This is a genomic window from Bifidobacterium sp. UTCIF-1 (assembly GCF_006408915.1).
GTDB classification, from domain to species: domain Bacteria; phylum Actinomycetota; class Actinomycetes; order Actinomycetales; family Bifidobacteriaceae; genus Bifidobacterium; species Bifidobacterium reuteri.
On record NZ_JFAG01000006.1, the window covers coordinates 46,681 to 63,623 of the forward strand.

Genomic DNA, 16,943 nt, shown 5'->3' on the forward strand with positions numbered 1-16,943 from the left:
CGATATTACAGCGGCGTGGCACGCGATTGCAGCGCCGTGACACGCGACAAGCATCCGCACCACACCTTGCTCGCCCTCGGCGAAGCGGAACGGCCGCATCGTGCCCTGATGGCTTCGCTCGGCGACATGCAGCGAAGCCAAACGGCCACCAAGTGCCCAACCGACTTCACTGAGCGGCTCGAGCGATGGGGGAAGGCCAGTACATGTCATGGTGGCTTCACTGAGCAGGCCCTCAGCGAAGTCGCTGGACGAGAACTGGCCGTCTGACTTCACTGAGCGTCCGACAGTGACGTCAGACGGCCACATGCTGGCCGGCTGACGTCGCACACAACACCCCAGCGACGCCAGAGGGCCATATACTGGCCAGCCTGCATCGCACGTAGCCTCCCAGCGAAGTCAGACGGCCAGTCAATGGCCAGTCGGTATCGCACGGTCGCGCTACGCGCGGTATTCAGCTGGCTCGCCCGTCGTATCCAGCGCGCTCAGATCCACCGTGAATGGCATCGAGGCGGGCAGCCGTTCGGGCTCGAGGAACATGGTCATGTACAGCGGCAGATAGGTGATGGCTCCATCCTGGCTTACGTTTCCCCTGCATAGCACCCAGGCATGGTCGATGTCCCATTCGTCCACGGCGAGCACGTTGTCCAATGCCTTGTGCTTGGTCCAATCGTTGCCGGATTTCACCTCTACCGGCGTGACCCGGGTGCCCGACTGAACGACGAAGTCGACTTCGCCGTATTTCTTGGCGTCGAAGTAATGCGCGGCGTATCCATGCGCGGTTAGTTCCTGGGCCACCACGTTCTCCGCGATTAATCCGAGATTGACATCGAGCTCGCCCTGTAGGAGCGCGAACTGGACGTTGCCCATCGAGGCCGCGCACAATAGCATGCTTTATGTCACGTTTTTCTCAACTGTGATAACGCGGTTGTCACGTTTTGCGCGTTTGGAACTGTAGCGCCATATGTTGTGCATGGGGATGCGAATTACAGGCAAGCCCGCCTGAGAAGCCCGCCTGAGAAGCCCGCCTGAGGGCAGTCATGCCGATAACGCAGTATTGACACGGCATGCCAGTGGTTCGTCTCAGTGATAATCGAGAATCTCGGCTTCGCTGTCAGGTGAGCCACTGATAACCACTGATAATACACAGCGAGCCGCTGTCGCAGAAAAGCGCCAGCGGCTCACAGGGGAACTAAGGTTCAGCGCCAACCCATCGTCATCAGGAATCCGATCATGATCAGCGCGAAGCCGATCGCCAGATTCCATGCGCCGATGTTCGGAATCGGCCAAGCGCCGGACGGGGAGAGGTAATACACCACGCACCAGATCAGACCGATGATCATGAACGCGCAGAACACCGGCACGAACCAGCGCGGGTTCGACTTGGTGCCCTTGATGGTCTCCTCGACACGCTTCGTGTTCTCGGCCTGACGGTTCATCATGCGCTGCATCTGAGGGGTCAGCGTGGCCTTGTCGGCAGTGGCGTTCAGCACCGCCTGCACCTGATCCATATCGACACCATAGGTCTCGTCTTCGTCGGCGACCTTGTCAGTGGCGGTGTCGGCGGCGGTGTCCGCGGACTTGTCGTCATTCACGCCCTCGTCCGGCCAGTCCTTCTGGTCCTTCGAGTCGTTTTCGTGCAGCTCTTCGTCAGCCATCAGCGTATTCTCCATTCAATAGGCTAGAAGTCATAATAGTGGCTACACTCGAAACTGGTGAACACGCCGTGTGAAAAGGTGAACACACCGGTGACAAAGACGGGATTGGTATGGCCAGACATCAGGGAAGGCATAGCGCACGTCGCTCCGTGCCCAGCGGGATCGCTGCGGTTGTGGTGGTCGCGCTGACCGGCTTTCTGCTGAGCACCAACGTCCGTGTCAATCGCACCGCTACGGTGAACACCGATACCGCCGACCTCGTGGAGAACAGCGTGGCCGAGGTCTCCCAGCTGCAGACCGATGTCAACGATCTGCAGAAGCAGGTGAACAACCTTACCGAGGCGCTGGGCTCCGGCAGTTCGTCGAGTTCCGATGATTCCAATGCCAGTACTGATACCAATACCGACGCCGCCAATAACGGTGGCGATGCAAGCCTGATGCTCCCGGAACTATCCGGCGCAGGCGTCACAGTGACGCTGGATGATTCGCCGCTGTGGGAGAGTGCGGTGAACGACAACGGTACCACTGCGAATATCAATGATTATGTGATTCACCAGCAGGACGTGGAATCCGTGGTGAATGCGCTATGGGCGGGTGGCGCCGAAGCCATGAAAATCATGGATCAGAGGGTACTGTTCAATTCGGCGGTGATCTGCTCGGGCAATGTGCTCTCCATCCACGGCAAGAAGTACGCGCCACCGTTCACCATTTCCGCCATTGGTGACCAGGATGCGATGCGCAAGGCGCTGAACGATTCCAAGGCCATCACCATTCTGAAGCAATACGTCAGCGCATTCGGCATAGGTTACAAGGTGGAAAACAAAGACAATCTTCAGTTCGAGGCCACCACGGCTTTGCTGCAGCAGTTCAAATATGCCACCGTCGATACGCCGAAGACCAAGGACGAGGAGTAGAGGCAGTCATGAGACACAACAGACACAGTGCTGCGAATGTGCAGACTTCGACCGATCTGAATGATTTCGCGGACCCCGAAAGCACCGCACAATTCACGCCGTTCGGCGGGAACGGCAACGGGAACGGCGGTGCTGCAGCCTTCACGGCAACGGCCGCCCAGCCCCAGTCCCGTCGCGCCCGCCGCGCTGCCGCCGCAGCCGAACGCCGTGGCCCGTTGTGGCAGGCATTGGGCATCCTCGCCGAACTGTTGCTGACCGCAGCCGCGATCTGCGCGCTGTATATCGTCTGGCAGATGTGGTGGACCGGCGTGGAGGCCGAACAGACCCAGAACGAGACCACCAAATCCATGAACTGGTCCGACCCGGCAGGCAATGGCGGCGACGTGAAGGTCGCGAAAGCCCAGGAAGGCGATCCGCCCGTGCAGCCCCAGGGTCCCAAATACGGCGACCTGATCGCACAGATCTATATTCCGCGCTTCGGCAGTCAATGGCATCGCAACGTGGTGGAGGGCACCACCCTTGAACAGATCAACCGTCACGGTCTGGGCCACTACCAGTCATCCCAGTTGCCGGGCCAGATCGGCAACTTCGCCGTCGCTGGTCACCGCAACGGCTACGGTCAGCCGCTCGGTGACGTGGACAAGCTCCAGGAAGGCGACCCAATCATCATCCGTACGCAGGATTACTGGTACGTCTACCATTACACGCGCTATCAGATCGTGCTGCCCACCGACATCTGGGTCATCGCACCCAACCCGGAGAACTCCGGCGTCGATCCCACCAAACGCATGATTACACTGACCACCTGCGAGCCGAAGTACTCCACTCCCACCCATCGCTGGATCAGCTACGGCGAGCTCTCCTACTGGGCCAAGGTGTCGGACGGTGTGCCCCAGGAACTGGCCACCACCGACTCGTCCGGCTCGGTGAAGTTTGCGATCTCCGAAACCCCGTCCGTGGCATCGCGTATCGGCTCGCTTGACAAGGTGGTGTACGGTGCGCTTGTCGCCTGGCTGATCATGTTCATCGCCGCCGCCATCGCCTGGCGCTGGCCGGTACTGCGCGCCATCCGCCTGGGTGAGCGCCGTCGTCCGGACGCCAGCATCTATGGCCTGTTGGTGCGACTGCAGCCGGGCGCGCTGCCCATTCGATGGCTGCTTCTGCTTCTGCTGCTGTTCGCCGCCGCCGCCGCGCTGTTCCAGTGGACCTTCCCCTGGGCAGCCACGAACATCCCGTTCCTGCGGCAGATGTCGAACTTCGTGGCCGTACCGGAGTAAAGACCGCTGTGCTGAAGTAGTATGACTCACATACATGTACAGGTGAGGTTCGCGAAGGGCCGAGGCATGCCCGCAAGCCCGTCCAAGGAGAGGCAGTATGACTGATTCCGCGCACATTCTGGTGGTGGACAACTATGATTCGTTCGTGTACACCATCGTCGGGTATTTGAAGACGCTGGGTGCCACGGTGGACGTGGTGCGCAACGATGCCATCGATCCTGCCGCCCCCGGTGTGCTGGACGGCTATGACGGCGTACTGATCTCCCCAGGCCCAGGCGCTCCCGCCCAGTCCGGTGCCAGCGAGGATATGATTCGCTTGTGCGCGGCCGCCGGTGTGCCGATGTTCGGCGTATGCTTGGGACTGCAGGCGCTCGCTGAGGTGTTCGGCTGCACGGTGGACCATGCGCCCACCATCATGCATGGCAAGACGAGCCAGGTGGAGCATATCGATGACGAGATCTTCGCCGGCGTGGCCAATCCGATGACCGCCACCCGCTACCATTCGCTCGCGGTCGAGCCGGATTCGGTGCCCGATACGTTGGAAGTGACCGCGTGGACGCAGGGCGACCACATCGTGCAGGGGCTGAAGGTCAAGGGCAAGAAGATGTACGCCGTGCAATTCCATCCCGAATCGGTGATGACTCAGGATGGTTATCGTCTGCTGGCCAATTGGCTTGCCGTGTGCGGACAGGCGAACGCCGTGGCCAAGTCCGCAGGATTGCAGCCAAAGGTTACCAAGTAGTCCTGGATTAGAGTCTCTCCCCCAGTCAGCTTCGCTGACAGCCCGTCCTGCAAGTATGGACGCGCTCCGCGCGGCATCCTACTGGCTCGCCTGTCGGCTCGCACGTTGCCTACAAAACAGCTCCGCTGTTTGCTTCACGGCAACGTCCCGTCAGAGGGGGCCAACGCCCCTCAGCACGAGACAGACCACTAGCGAGAGCCGGAACCAGATGACTTTGAACGGCTACTCGCCGGCTCGTCCGTTGCTGTTGCCGGTGCTGGTGTTGCCGCCGGTACCGCCGGTGCCCGTGTTGTCCGAATCGCCGGTGTCAGTGCCTGAGGACGTGCTGGCTTTGGTGGTGATGGTGACGGTCGAGCCCTTGTCCACCTCGGTACCGGCGGCGGGATCGATGCTCACCACTACGGCGGTGCTGTCCGAAGGGCCGTTGGCGGCAGCGACGAGCCCCACGGCCTCAAGCTGCAGCTTGGCGGTGGCGAAGTCGGTGCCGGCGTTGATGGACGGCACGGTGACCTTCTCCTTGCCGGTGGACACCCAGATCGTGATGGACGCGCCCTGTTCGATGGATGTGCCGGCGGCCGGGTCGGTGCGGGTGATTGAGCCCGCTTCCACGGTGTCGGAGGACTCGCTCTCCACCACGAAGTTGAACATGCCGTTGTATTGGCTCAACACCGCATCTTTGGACTGGCCCACCAGGTTCGGCATCGCGGTCATGCCCGAAGACACGTAGATCGTGATGGTCGATCCTTTGGGCGTCGGCGTGCCGGCGGCCGGATCGGTACGGGTCACCTCATCCTTGTCGATGTCGGCGCTGTCCTCGGTCTTCACCGTGGAGCTGACCTCGAAACCGGCGTCTTCAAGCTTGGTGCGGGCCGCCTCCTGGGTCATGCCCTTGACGTCCGGCACCGCGATGGATTGTGGGCCTGCGGAGAACCACACGGTCACCTTGGAGCCCTTGGCCACCTTGGAACCCGCTTCCGGGCTCATCTTGGTGCAGGTGCCGGCGGCCTTGGTGGAATCGGTATCCTGCTTCTCCACCATCTCCAGACCCAGCGCCTGGAGCTTTGCCTCCAAGCCATCCTTGGATGTCGTGGAGGCGCATTCCGGCACGGTGACCATTTCCACGGCGTTCTTCTTTGCCGCATCCATGCCGAACACCACGCCCACCACGATGGCGATCACCGCGATGACGCCCAGTATCGAGCCGATGATGATCTGCTTCTTCCGTTTCGCCTTGGCCGCCGCCGCACGCTGTTCGGCACGGCTCTTCAACGCGTTTTGCATGGCTGCGTTCGCCGGCGGAATCTGCTCGAACTGGCCGGTGGCCGGGTTGAACGCCTGTGTGGGCTGACCGGCACCCATCGGCACGGTCGGCTGGTCGCGTTCGGCCTCTTTACGCGCCTTCACGCCGGACAGATCGGTCAGCGGGTTGAACGCGGCCGCCACCGGCACGCCGCCGTTCATATAGGTCAGGATGTCGTTCTTGAACTCTGCAGCCGTGGCGTAGCGGTTCTGACGGTCCTTCGCCATGGCCTTCGCCACGATGGAATCCCACATCTTCGGCAGGCCGGGCACGATGGCGCTCGGCGGAGTGGCCACTTCGGACACATGCTGGTAGGCGATGGCCACCGCGGAATCACCGGTGAACGGCGGACGCCCGGTCAGCATTTCATAGAGCACACAGCCTGCGGAATACAGGTCGGAGCGCATGTCCACAGTCTCGCCGCGGGCCTGCTCGGGGGAGAGGTACTGCGCGGTACCCACCACACCCTGGGACTGAGTCATGGTGGCGGCGGAATCGTCCAGAGCGCGGGCGATGCCGAAGTCCATGACCTTGACCACGCCCTGCTCGGAGATCATGATGTTGCCGGGCTTGATGTCACGGTGGATGATGCCCATGCGATGCGAATAGTCGAGGGCGCTCAGCACGCCGAGCATCACCTGCTCGCAGTCGCGCTGGCTCAACGCGCCGTTCACCTTGATGATGTCGCGCAGGGTCTGGCCCTTCACGTACTCCATCACGATGTAGGGCAGGCGCTCGGTGTCACCGGCGTCGGTGGTGATGGTCTCCTCGCCCGAATCGTAGATGTTCACGATGTTCGGGTTGTTCATCTGTGCCACGGAACGGGCCTCGCGGCGGAAACGCGCCAGGAAGATATCGTCGTTGGCGAGCTCCGCGCGCATGATCTTCACGGCGACCGTGCGGCCCAGTCGGGTATCGAGGGCGATGCGCACCTCGGCCATACCGCCTCGGCCGATGAGCTGGCCCAGCTGATATCGGCCACCGGCCAGTGCATTAGGCATGTTGCTCATTGCTTATTCCCTCCCAATTTCGAGGCAGGAGCGTCCAATACGATACGAGGTGTGCTCATGACTCGGCGCAATGGCCGGACGCTGGATGTGACCATGGTCTGATCCGCCTGTTCGGTCTGCTGGTCCAGGAGCCTCCGTTCGATGCGTGCCAAGGTGCGCGATACCACCAGTGCATCCTTGGGTCGGTCGAGCGGGTCCTTGGACAGCATGGACATGACGAATTCACGAAGTTGAACGTCCACGGTGTCCGGCAGCGGAGGCACGGGATCGTTCACGTGGGCGGCGGCGATGTCGACCGGTGTGGCACCGGTGAACGGGCGGTGCCCGGACAGGCCCTCATAGGCCACCACGCCCAACGAATAGATGTCCGATTGCGGCGTGGCCTGCTTGCCCTGCGCCTGTTCGGGGGAGATGTACTGTGCGGTGCCGACCACCATGCCGTCCTGGGTGATCTGCCCCTGGCCGGTGGAGTAGCTGACGCCGAAGTCGGTGATCTTCACCTCGCCGGTATCGGAGACCATGATATTGGCGGGCTTCACATCGCGATGGATTACCCCATGCGAGTGGGCGACGAACAGGCCTCGCGCGGTCTGGATGAGGATCGGCAGCAGGTCGATGGGGTCCATCGCGCCCTGTTCGTGATACAGGTCCGCCAATGATTTCGACGGCACGTATTCCATGATGAGGAAGCCGATGCCGTCATGCTCGTAATACTCGAACAATGCCGCGATATTCGGGTGCGCCAGATTCGCGGAGTTATGCGCTTCTGCACGAAGGCGGCGCAGTTTGGCCTCCGCGTTCGTGGCATCCGAGCGCAGCGCCTTGATGGCCACTGGGCGTTCAAGCTGGATGTCATAGCCCTTCCAGACCTCGCCCATGCCGCCTTGCGCCAGTCGCGCGTCGAGGCGGTAGCGGCGGTGAATGAGTTGTCCTTCGATCAGTTTCATTGCTGCAGAGCCTCCTGAATCATCGCGCGCATAATCGGGCCCGCGGCAAGCGAACCAAGCAAATCAGTATTGTGCACCAAGACCGCTACTGCAATCTGGGGATCCTCGGCGGGGGCGAATCCGATGATCCAACCATCGATGCTGGTGTTGTCCACGCCGATCTGCGCGGTACCGGTTTTGGCGGCGATTGTGACGCCGTTGATGGCCAGTGACGGGTTGGCGTCGGTGATGACGTGCTCCATCATGGTGGTGAGTTTGTCGGCGGAATCCTTGCCCATGACCTTGCCCAGGGTTTCCGGCGTCGTCTGGCTGATGACGGACAGGTCCGAGGCGCGCACGCGGTCGACCAGCGTCGGACGCATCATCTTGCCATCGTTCGCGATGGCCTGCGCCACCATAGCCATCTGCAGAGGCGTGGCCTTGGTGTCGCCCTGGCCTATTGAGGCCAGGGCGAGCTTGTCCGGCGTGGTGGCGGACGGGAATGTGGAGGCGGTGGCGGTCATCGGAATGCCGGTGGCACTGGTGCCATCGATGGTGATCGTATTGCCGAACCCGTATTTGGTGGCCATTTCCTTGACTTTGTCCTCGCCAAGGGCCACGCCGAGCTGGGCGAACGCGGTGTTGGAGGAATACGCGATGGCATTCTGCAGTGTGATTTTGCCGTCGGTGCCGTTGGCCTGCCAGACCGCGTTCGGCAGCTGTGTGGCCGTGCCGGGCAGGGTGTAGCTCTCTCCTGCGGGAATCTGCGTATCGGTCTGGTAGTCGCCGGTTTCCAAGGCGGCGGAAGCCACGATGGTCTTGAACGTGGAGCCTGGCGGATACAGCTGTGAGGTGGCGCGGTTGATGAGCGGGCTGTTTTCTCCGGCTGCCAGGTCGTTGTACGCCTTGGCAGCGGCCTTGGTGTCGTGGGTGGCCAACTGGTTCGGATCGTAGCTTGGCGTGCTCACCATGGCGAGGATACGGCCGGTTTTGACCTCGATGGCCACGGCGGCACCATCACGTGAACTCATCTGGTCATAGGCCACCTGCTGCAGCTTCGGATCGATGGAGGTCTCGATGGAGGCGCCCTTGTTGGTGCTGCCGGTGAGCATCGACTTGGCGCGCTGCCAGATCAGCGAATCGGCTTCGCCGTTGAGCAGCATGCTGCGGGAGGCTTCAAGCCCGCGGTCCGCGTTCTGGTTGATGGCGAAGAATCCGGTGATGGGAGCATACAGCGGGCCGTTCGAATAGGTGCGCTGGTATTTGAACGCGTCGTTGACCGGCTCGGATTGGGCCATCACCGTGCCGTCCGAAGCGAGAATCGCGCCACGATACGCGCCCAGCTGATGGTAGAGGGAGCGGGCGTTGCGCGAATCGCTGTTCAGCGAATTGGCGCGCACCGCCATAAGGATGGTCGACGACAGCCCGAGTATCACGAACAGGCATACGACTGCGGTGAACAGCTGACGCAGATATTTGTTCATGCGCGCGCACCTCCATGTCGTGGTCCGTGATGGGCTGGGGATTGATGGCTGCCGCCTGCCGGCGGGATCGGGGGAGCCGGGATTGCCGGGATCGGCGGGATTTGTGGTGCCGGTGGCATTGCGGGGGATGGTGCTGCAGAGGATGGCACCGGCGGCAGCGAGCCGGTGGGCGCGGTGTATTCCGCGAAGCCCGTGGTGGTGCCGTCGCCGTCGAAGTCGGTGCCGTCGCCGGCAACGCCATCGTTCGTAGTGACTTCGTTCACTGGAGCGCGCTTGGTGGTGTCCACGATCTCGCCGTCCGGGTCGTCAAGATCGTAGACGCGAGCGGATGCCGTGCGCGGACGGGAAACCGGCTCCGTAGCACGGGCGCGCTCCTCCAGCTCCTTGTTGCGCAGGGCCGCAAGCGCCTCATATTGGAAGGAATCGGAGGTGAGCTCCGGCTCAGGCCGGTTGGCGGCGCCGGAAATGACGATGAGCAGCGCCGCAAGAATGTAATTGGCGATGAGGCTTGAGCCGCCGGCTGCCATATACGGCAGCGTCAGACCGGTCAGCGGAATCACCAGCGTCACGCCTCCCACCACGGTGAACACCTGGAACGCCATCGTGAACACCAGACCGGATGCCAGCAGTTTGCCGAAGCCGTCCTTGATCTTCATCGCGGCCACGAATCCCGAGGCGATGATGATCAGATACAGCATCAGAATGGCCAGTACGCCGGTGAGACCCAGTTCCTCGCCAAGCGCGGTGTAGATGAAATCGGAATTGGCGAACGTGGTCAGCGCCGGATGCCCCTGGCCGAGTCCGGTACCCAGCATGCCGCCTGAAGCCAGGCCGAAGATGCCGGTGACCAGCTGCCACGAGCCGCCGTATTCCTTGTTGTACTGCTCATTGCTGAACGGCTGCAGCCAGGCGTCTACGCGCTGCCCCACATGGCTGAAGACACTGGCGGCGGCCACCGCGCCTACGGCGAACGCGATCAGACCGATGACGATCCAGCTGGTGCGTCCGGTGGCCGTGTACAGCATCGCCACGAACATGGCGAAGAACATCAGCGAGGTACCCAGGTCATGCTGCATCACCAACACGCCCATCGAGGCGACCCACACCACGATGATCGGTCCCAGATCCTTGATGCGCGGCAGTTGCAGACCCAGCACCTTCTTGCCGCCCACGGCCAGCTGATCGCGATGGTCGAACAGATACGAGGCAAAGAAGAACGCCAGAAACAGTTTGGCGAATTCGCCAGGCTGGAACTGTCCGAGCCCGGGAATCCTCACCCAGATGCGCGCGCCGTTCACCTCCTGGCCGATCACCGGCAGCATCGGGGAGAGCAGCAGCGCCAGACCCACGACCATCGACACATACGAGAACCGCCGCAATACGCGGTAATCCCGCAGAAACACGATGATCAGACCGCTGAGAACCAGTGCCAGACACAGCCACATCAGCTGGCGTTTGGCCACCGTCGTGTCCATGCTCTGGTCGATGCGGGCGATCATCGTGATGCCGATGGCCGTCAGCAGCAGCACGCAAGGCATGATCGACTGGCTCGCGTACTGCTGGAATCGCGCGGTCAGCCCCCACAGCACCAGAAACAGTGCTGCGACGATGCCGAACAGCATCGTATAGTCCTGCGGCATGGAGTTCGTCGTGCGCTCGAACATCTGGACGATCGCAAGGGCGCTGATCGCGAGGGCGACGAGCAACAGGCCGATCTGGCGCAGACGGGTGGCGATCATTGAGTGCCTCCCGATGTGGCGTCGTTCGCGGCGCCGATGCTCGGCTGGTCGGCAGAGGCGTCCGAGCCGTTGGCGTTGTCGGTATTGCCGGCGTTGGAACTGGTGTCCGAGTTGCTGTTGGAGCTGTTGCTGGAGGAATCGGACTTCTTGGCGGCGTCCTTCTCCTGCTGCGCCAGGAACTTGTTCATCTCCGAGCGGATGATGCCCACATGGGACTGCGCCTCGTCCAACGAGTCGACGGCGATGCCCTGATTGATCTGATCGCGCCATGTCTGCGGCAGCTCGTCGAGTGAAATCGTGGTGCTGCTGACCTCATGTGAGAGTTCCATGCCGAAGATGTTCGTGGGCACGCCCTGATAGATCGCCACCTTGCCGTTGCTGTTGCCGACATAGTAGCGGGACTGGCTCCACAGGTACGTGCCGCCGCCGATGCCGAACAGCGCGGCGACCACGATGATCACCGTGAGAATCAGTGCATAGCGGACCCTGCGCTTCCTCACCCGCGTGGCCTTGGTCTGCTGCACATGCTCGTCGCGGATGGCCTGCTGCACGACCGGGTCGTTCGGATCGGCGGAAATACGGCCGTCCGGACGCTGCACAATAGGAATCTCGCCGGTATCGGGATTGGCGCGCTCGCCGGTCTCCTCACGCACGACGGACGGCTGCGCGACCCGTGTTCCAGACGGCTGCGCAGTGGCATCCGATTCCGGAGCAGGCTCATGCGCGCTGGCCGGCTGTATCAGCGCTGCCGCGCGTTGAGCCGGGGAATTGTCGGCGCGCAGTGCAGGCGCGGCGGCCACGGGCGCGTTGACGATGTCGGCGATGGTCTCCAGGCTGTTGCTCGCCGCGCCGCCGACCAGCGGCGTCTGGTGCGGCAGATCGAACGCGTTGGCGTCCAAGGCCAGTGTGGCGTCCGCGATAACGGCGGTCACGTTGTCGGTGCTGCCCGCGCGCAACGCCATCTGCACCAGATTCTGCGCGCACTCGCCCTGATCGGAGAGCGCCATCATCGTCTCTTCGATGGTGGAATCCTCGAGCACGCCGCACAGGCCGTCCGAGCACAGCAGCCAGCGGTCGGCCGGGTGCGCACGGCGGATGGAGATGTCCGGATGCGGGTCGATGTCGAAGTCGCCGAGCACGCGCATCACCACATTGCGCTGCGGATGGTTCTTCGCCTCGGCAGGTGTGATGCGTCCGGTGTCGATGAGGTGTTGCACATAGCTGTGATCGGTGGTGATGCGGCTCAGGTGGCCGTCGCGCAGCAGATAGGCGCGCGAATCGCCGATGTGCGTGAGCACCCAGTACCCGGCGACCAGAGCCACGGCGGTGACTGTGGTGCCCATGCCCGCCAGCTTGCGTTCGCGCTTGGCCTTGCCCACGATGGCGTCGTGCGCGGCCATCACCGATGTCTCCATCATCTTGGAGATGGCCTGGATGTCGCCGCCGGTATCGTCCTGCTCGATGTGGGCGAGGGACCGGATGGCGATGGTGGATGCCGTGTCGCCGCCTGCATGACCGCCCATACCGTCGCAGATGGCGATCAGATGCTCGCCGGCGAACGATGAATCCTGATTGTTCGCGCGCACCGTGCCCACGTCGGACACGGTGGTGGAGTATAGGTACAGCGGTTGTGAAGCGGCGGAATTGGGCATACGGCTACCTCAATTCAAAGGTTGTGGCGCCGATGCGCACGGGAATACGGGCGGGCAGAATCGTCGGGCGGTTGATGCGCTGCTGATTCACCACGGTTCCGTTGGTGGAATGAAGGTCCTCGATGGCCCATTGGCCGGAGGCTGCGTCGAGGTAGACGCGGGCGTGATGGGAGGAGACGAACTCGTCGTCAAGCACTACGGTGTTGGAAGCCGAGCGGCCCAGTGTAATCTCGGACTCGGCCAGCGGGACCGAGCTGCCGGCCAAGGGGCCGTCGATGATCACCAGCAGCGTGGGCTGCTGGGCATGGCGGCCGCCGGACGCGGCTGCGTTGGATGTGCCTGCGCTACGCACGGCCGGCGTCTGGGGAGTCTCGGACTTCACCTTGTGCGCCTCACGCTCGCGCTTGCGGCGGGAACGCGATGGACGTGGGCTGAACGTCTCGATGTCCTGGCGCAGCGAACGTATCGCCAGCCATATGAACACCCACAGTAGGGCCAGAAAACCATACTTCAGCAGGGCAAAAGTTAATTCGGTCATGACGCAGGACCTTTGCGCGTGGCGACGCCTTGGCTACTCCTGCGCCTGGGCGGAGGCCCAGAACAGGATGCGCGTGCGGCCGATGGTGATCGTATTGCCGTCGAGCAGCGTGGCGGCGGGCACCTGATGGCCCTCCACGTACGTGCCGTTGGTCGATCCCAGGTCGCGGGCGATGACACCGTTCGGCGTGATGTCGATTTCCAGGTGCTTGCGGGAGATGCCCGGATCATCGATTACGATGTCGCAGCCGGAGCCGCGGCCGATCACGGTCTTCTCCTTGGTGAGCAGGTACTGGTTGCCATTGACCTCGAGAACCGGGCTGTCTTCGGTCTGGGCGTCCGTGGTGACCGGCACCGCATTGCCTTGCACGGATTCGGAAGTGAGGTTGAAGTTGCCCTTGGTGAGGTTCAGGTCCTCCTCGAAGATCACCACCACCGGGCCGACGAAGGCGTAATGCTGGCTCTTGGCGTATTCGGTGAGGTTGTCGGCGAGCTCGTTGGCGAGGGTCTCGCTGCCCCATGCCTCGATGCGGTCGAAGTCCGGGGTGCTGAGCTTGAAACGGTATTCGTTCGGGGCCACCGTGCGGTCGCGGCCCACCGGCATGGCTTCGGCGTCGATCTCGCGCTCCAGGGCGCTGGAAAGATCAACAGGCTGCAGGTCCTTGGAGCCGAACTTGGCGAACACTCCGTTGACTGCACCCTCCACGCTTTTTTCAAAACGGTCGAGAACGCTCATAGTCCTCCCTTTCTAATCGTCACCTATCCTACGCGGCAGTGGGGAATACAGTGCAAAAAGGTGCCATTTGACCGCCGATGAGTGCAGAATTTCCAAAAAACCAGGGGAAAAATAGGTGCGAAGCCCCACTGGGCGTGTTGTGCGGGGTGCGCTGCGCTGACTGGACTTGCCTCGGCTGAACGGGCGCTGACTGGACGGGCGCGTAGGTTAGAGACATGAGCGAAAACACTGATGTCAACGAAGCAATCAAGGTATTTCCCCGTTTGCGCGCGCGTACCCTGCGATTCAACGGCGGCGCACCGCGCTCGGCGAAAGTCGTGGGCGACGGTTCGCAGGCATTGTTCCTGCGCTCGGACGGTCCCGAGGATCTGGTGACGGCGCTGTGGCTGAGCTGGTTCGATGCTGCCGGCGAACATCATGAGACGAAACTCGCCGATCCGCGCGAACTGCTCGGTGCCGCCGCGGACAGTGAGGATGTGCCGGCCGAGGAGCGCGCCCGCCGCGAACGTGCGCGCGAAGGCGGCGCCGGCATCGTGAGCTATTCGGTGGATGAGGCTGGCGATTGCGTGGTGTTCACCATCAATGGACGCCTGTATCTGACTGAAATCGACTGGATTGCGGCATCTGGCGAGGATGCCGCGGACGTTGCGGATGCCGAGGGTGCTGCGGATGCCGAGGGCGCTGAATCGGCGTCCGGCTATGTCCCGGTCGCGCATACCCGCGAGCTTGCCGGCGAATGGCTGGACGGCGATCCGGCCGCCTACACGCCGGTGCTGAACCCACGCATCTCCCCGGACGGCAACCATGTGCTGTACACCACGGGCACGCATCTGATGCTGGTGGATATCGGCGATTGGCCCGAACTCGATGCGGGCGTTGCCGGGGGCGCTGCGGACGTGCTGCACGAGGAACCGGCCGGCGAACTGTCCGATGGGGTCGATGTGGAGTCCGACGCCGTGGAGGAGGCGCTGAGCGAGGGACTGTATGGCGACGCCGACGCAGACATCGACATTGACGCCGACGAATTCGAGGACGAGGAGCCGCTTGCCGACCGCATTACCGCCATCTATGGCGTGAGCGTGGAGGACGAGGACGGCAATCCCGCCGAGAACACGTGGAAGATCGGTCTGGCCGAATTCGTGGCCGGCGAGGAGATGAACAGGTACGACGGCTTCTGGTGGTCGCCCGACTCCCGTCATGTACTGTTCGAATCTTTCGATACCGCTAATGAGCCGGTGTGGTACATCAGCGACCCGGCCAACCCGGAACATCCGGCTGAGGGCCGTCGCTATCCTCGCGCACTGACCCAGAACGCCGATGTCTACCTGACGGCGATCACCCTGGCGTTCGACGATGATGAACGCTACCTCGGCATCACCGCCAACGCCGATGTGGATTGGGATCGCAAGGCCTATGAATATGTCGCAGCCGTGAGCTGGACCGGCGAGCACGACCCGCTGGTATTGGTGCAGAACCGCCGCCAAAGCGCCGATCAGGTGCTGGAAGTGGCGATATCCGCCGCCGAGGAATCCGCGGACTTCGCCGAAATCGAGGGCGGGCTCGCTGACACCGATGCCGCTGATGCCGCCGCCACAGCTGCGGATGACGACGCCACAGCCGAGCCGCATCTGGTATGGCCGGCGTTCGGCTCGACCCGCGTGCTCGAGGAACATGCCAACGACCAGTGGATCGATCTGGTGCCGGGCACTCCCGCCTACACGCCGGACGGTCATCTGGTGTGCTCGCTCAACGATATGGCGGCGGATACCAATCGTCTGACCGTGGACGGTCGCCCGTTCACTCCCGCAGGCTGGAACGTGCGTGAAGTGTTGCATGTCGGTGATGACGGTGTCGTTGCGGTGGTGCAGCGTGAGCCCGACCTCGCGCCCGATGTTCCGGCCGTATGGAAGGCGCAGGGCGGCGAGCACGACGCCCGCAGCTTCGACGTCGTGCTGTTCGATTTCGGTGCTGCCGGAGCTGCGGGAGCTGCCGGAGCCTCCCTGCCTGTTCCGATTACCACCATGCCCGGTGTCTGGACAGCATCCTGGGGTGAGCGCGGCGGCGTGATTTCCGGCCGCGACCTCGCTCACGCCGGTGTCCAGATGACCCATGTCGTGACGTCCCAACCCGGTTCCGCCGCCATCGCCAGCTACGCCGCCGAGCCCGGTTTCACGCCGAACCTGCATTTCGTGCGGTTGGGGGAGCATCGCCTCTACACGGCGATCATCGCGCCAAGCCCCGAAAGCCCGTATGCCAATGCCGAGAAGCTGCCGGTGCTGATGAAGCCGTACGGTGGCCCCGGATTCCAACAGGTCGTGGATGCGCAGTCCTTCTACTGGGAGGGCCAGTGGTGGGCCGACCAGGGATTCCTGGTGGTCACTGCCGACGGCCGCGGCACCACCGGTCGCGGACCGGCGTGGGACCGCGCGATCTTCGAGAACATGAAGGACATCACCCTCGCTGACCAGATCGAGGCAGTCAACGCCTTGCCCGCGGCGGTGGCCGGTCTGAACGCCGCGATTCCCGCGCCCGACCTCGATAAGGTGTGCATGATCGGCTGGTCGTACGGCGGATTCCTTTCCGCGCTCGCCGTGCTGGATGCCCCGAACGTGTTCAAGGCCGCTTGCGCCGGCGCCCCGCCCACCGAGTGGACGCTGTACGACACCCATTACACCGAGCGCTATCTCGGCCTCGACCCGGATGTCTACTACCGCAACGGCATCATCCAGGACGCGCCCAAGCTGGAGCGCCCGCTGATGCTCATCCACGGATTCGCGGACGACAACGTCACCATCGCCCACAGCCTCAAGCTGTCCCAGGCGCTGATGGCGGCCGGCCGACCGCACACATACCTGCCGCTGACCGGCATCACCCATATGACCAACGACGAGACCGTGGCCGAAAACCTGCTCACGCTCCAGCGCGACTTCCTCAAGGACGCACTGGCCTGAGCTGCGGTTGCCCTAAGATG

The 16,943-nt window shown here is 62.9% G+C and carries 13 protein-coding genes; 4 read left to right on the top strand and 9 right to left on the bottom strand.

Going from position 1 to position 16,943, the window contains the following annotated elements; translation table 11 throughout:
• Positions 1-438: 438 nt before the first annotated feature.
• Positions 439-888 (bottom strand): DUF4143 domain-containing protein, encoded by a 450-nt coding sequence (locus tag BW09_RS03975; protein WP_258184981.1) that lies wholly within the window; start codon positions 886-888, stop codon positions 439-441.
• A 308-nt stretch (positions 889-1,196) separates the two neighbouring features.
• Positions 1,197-1,655 (bottom strand): cell division protein CrgA, encoded by a 459-nt coding sequence (gene crgA / locus BW09_RS03980; protein WP_140463394.1) that lies wholly within the window; start codon positions 1,653-1,655, stop codon positions 1,197-1,199.
• A 110-nt stretch (positions 1,656-1,765) separates the two neighbouring features.
• Between crgA and BW09_RS03985 the strand changes: the two genes are divergently transcribed.
• The 3 genes from BW09_RS03985 to BW09_RS03995 all read left to right on the top strand — a co-directional run bounded on the left by BW09_RS03985 (position 1,766) and on the right by BW09_RS03995 (position 4,588).
• Positions 1,766-2,569 carry a DUF881 domain-containing protein gene (locus BW09_RS03985; RefSeq protein WP_140463396.1) on the top strand — a complete coding sequence of 268 codons (804 nt, stop codon included), beginning with the start codon at positions 1,766-1,768 and terminating at the stop codon, positions 2,567-2,569.
• A gap of 8 nt (positions 2,570-2,577) precedes the next feature.
• The gene (locus tag BW09_RS03990; RefSeq protein WP_140463398.1) at positions 2,578-3,846 is read left to right on the top strand and encodes a class E sortase; all 1,269 of its coding nucleotides are present in this window, start codon (positions 2,578-2,580) and stop codon (positions 3,844-3,846) included.
• Positions 3,847-3,943: 97 nt separating this feature from the next.
• Positions 3,944-4,588, top strand: coding sequence for an aminodeoxychorismate/anthranilate synthase component II (locus BW09_RS03995; protein ID WP_140463400.1), 645 nt, complete (start codon positions 3,944-3,946; stop codon positions 4,586-4,588).
• 222 nt (positions 4,589-4,810) lie between these two features.
• On the opposite strand, the gene pknB is transcribed toward BW09_RS03995, so the two are convergent.
• The 7 genes from pknB to BW09_RS04030 are packed head-to-tail and all read right to left on the bottom strand — an operon-like array spanning position 4,811 to position 13,972.
• Positions 4,811-6,889 carry a Stk1 family PASTA domain-containing Ser/Thr kinase gene (gene pknB / locus BW09_RS04000; protein ID WP_140463434.1) on the bottom strand — a complete coding sequence of 693 codons (2,079 nt, stop codon included), beginning with the start codon at positions 6,887-6,889 and terminating at the stop codon, positions 4,811-4,813.
• 5 nt (positions 6,890-6,894) lie between these two features.
• Positions 6,895-7,845 carry a serine/threonine-protein kinase gene (locus tag BW09_RS04005; protein ID WP_044089513.1) on the bottom strand — a complete coding sequence of 317 codons (951 nt, stop codon included), beginning with the start codon at positions 7,843-7,845 and terminating at the stop codon, positions 6,895-6,897.
• Positions 7,842-9,308, bottom strand: a complete 1,467-nt coding sequence (locus BW09_RS04010) for a penicillin-binding protein 2 (RefSeq protein WP_140463402.1) — start codon at positions 9,306-9,308, stop codon at positions 7,842-7,844. The genes BW09_RS04005 and BW09_RS04010 overlap by 4 nt, the downstream gene beginning before the upstream one ends.
• Positions 9,305-11,047 (bottom strand): FtsW/RodA/SpoVE family cell cycle protein, encoded by a 1,743-nt coding sequence (locus tag BW09_RS04015; RefSeq protein WP_258184982.1) that lies wholly within the window; start codon positions 11,045-11,047, stop codon positions 9,305-9,307. The genes BW09_RS04010 and BW09_RS04015 overlap by 4 nt, the downstream gene beginning before the upstream one ends.
• The gene (locus BW09_RS04020) at positions 11,044-12,699 is read right to left on the bottom strand and encodes a PP2C family serine/threonine-protein phosphatase (RefSeq protein ID WP_140463404.1); all 1,656 of its coding nucleotides are present in this window, start codon (positions 12,697-12,699) and stop codon (positions 11,044-11,046) included. The genes BW09_RS04015 and BW09_RS04020 overlap by 4 nt, the downstream gene beginning before the upstream one ends.
• 4 nt (positions 12,700-12,703) lie before the next feature.
• The gene (locus tag BW09_RS04025; protein WP_140463406.1) at positions 12,704-13,237 is read right to left on the bottom strand and encodes an FHA domain-containing protein; all 534 of its coding nucleotides are present in this window, start codon (positions 13,235-13,237) and stop codon (positions 12,704-12,706) included.
• 33 nt (positions 13,238-13,270) lie between these two features.
• The gene (locus BW09_RS04030) at positions 13,271-13,972 is read right to left on the bottom strand and encodes a DUF3662 and FHA domain-containing protein (protein ID WP_044089509.1); all 702 of its coding nucleotides are present in this window, start codon (positions 13,970-13,972) and stop codon (positions 13,271-13,273) included.
• 215 nt (positions 13,973-14,187) lie between these two features.
• Here BW09_RS04030 and BW09_RS04035 point away from each other — a divergent pair, with 215 nt between their 5' ends.
• The gene (locus tag BW09_RS04035) at positions 14,188-16,923 is read left to right on the top strand and encodes a prolyl oligopeptidase family serine peptidase (protein WP_140463408.1); all 2,736 of its coding nucleotides are present in this window, start codon (positions 14,188-14,190) and stop codon (positions 16,921-16,923) included.
• Positions 16,924-16,943: the final 20 nt, after the last annotated feature.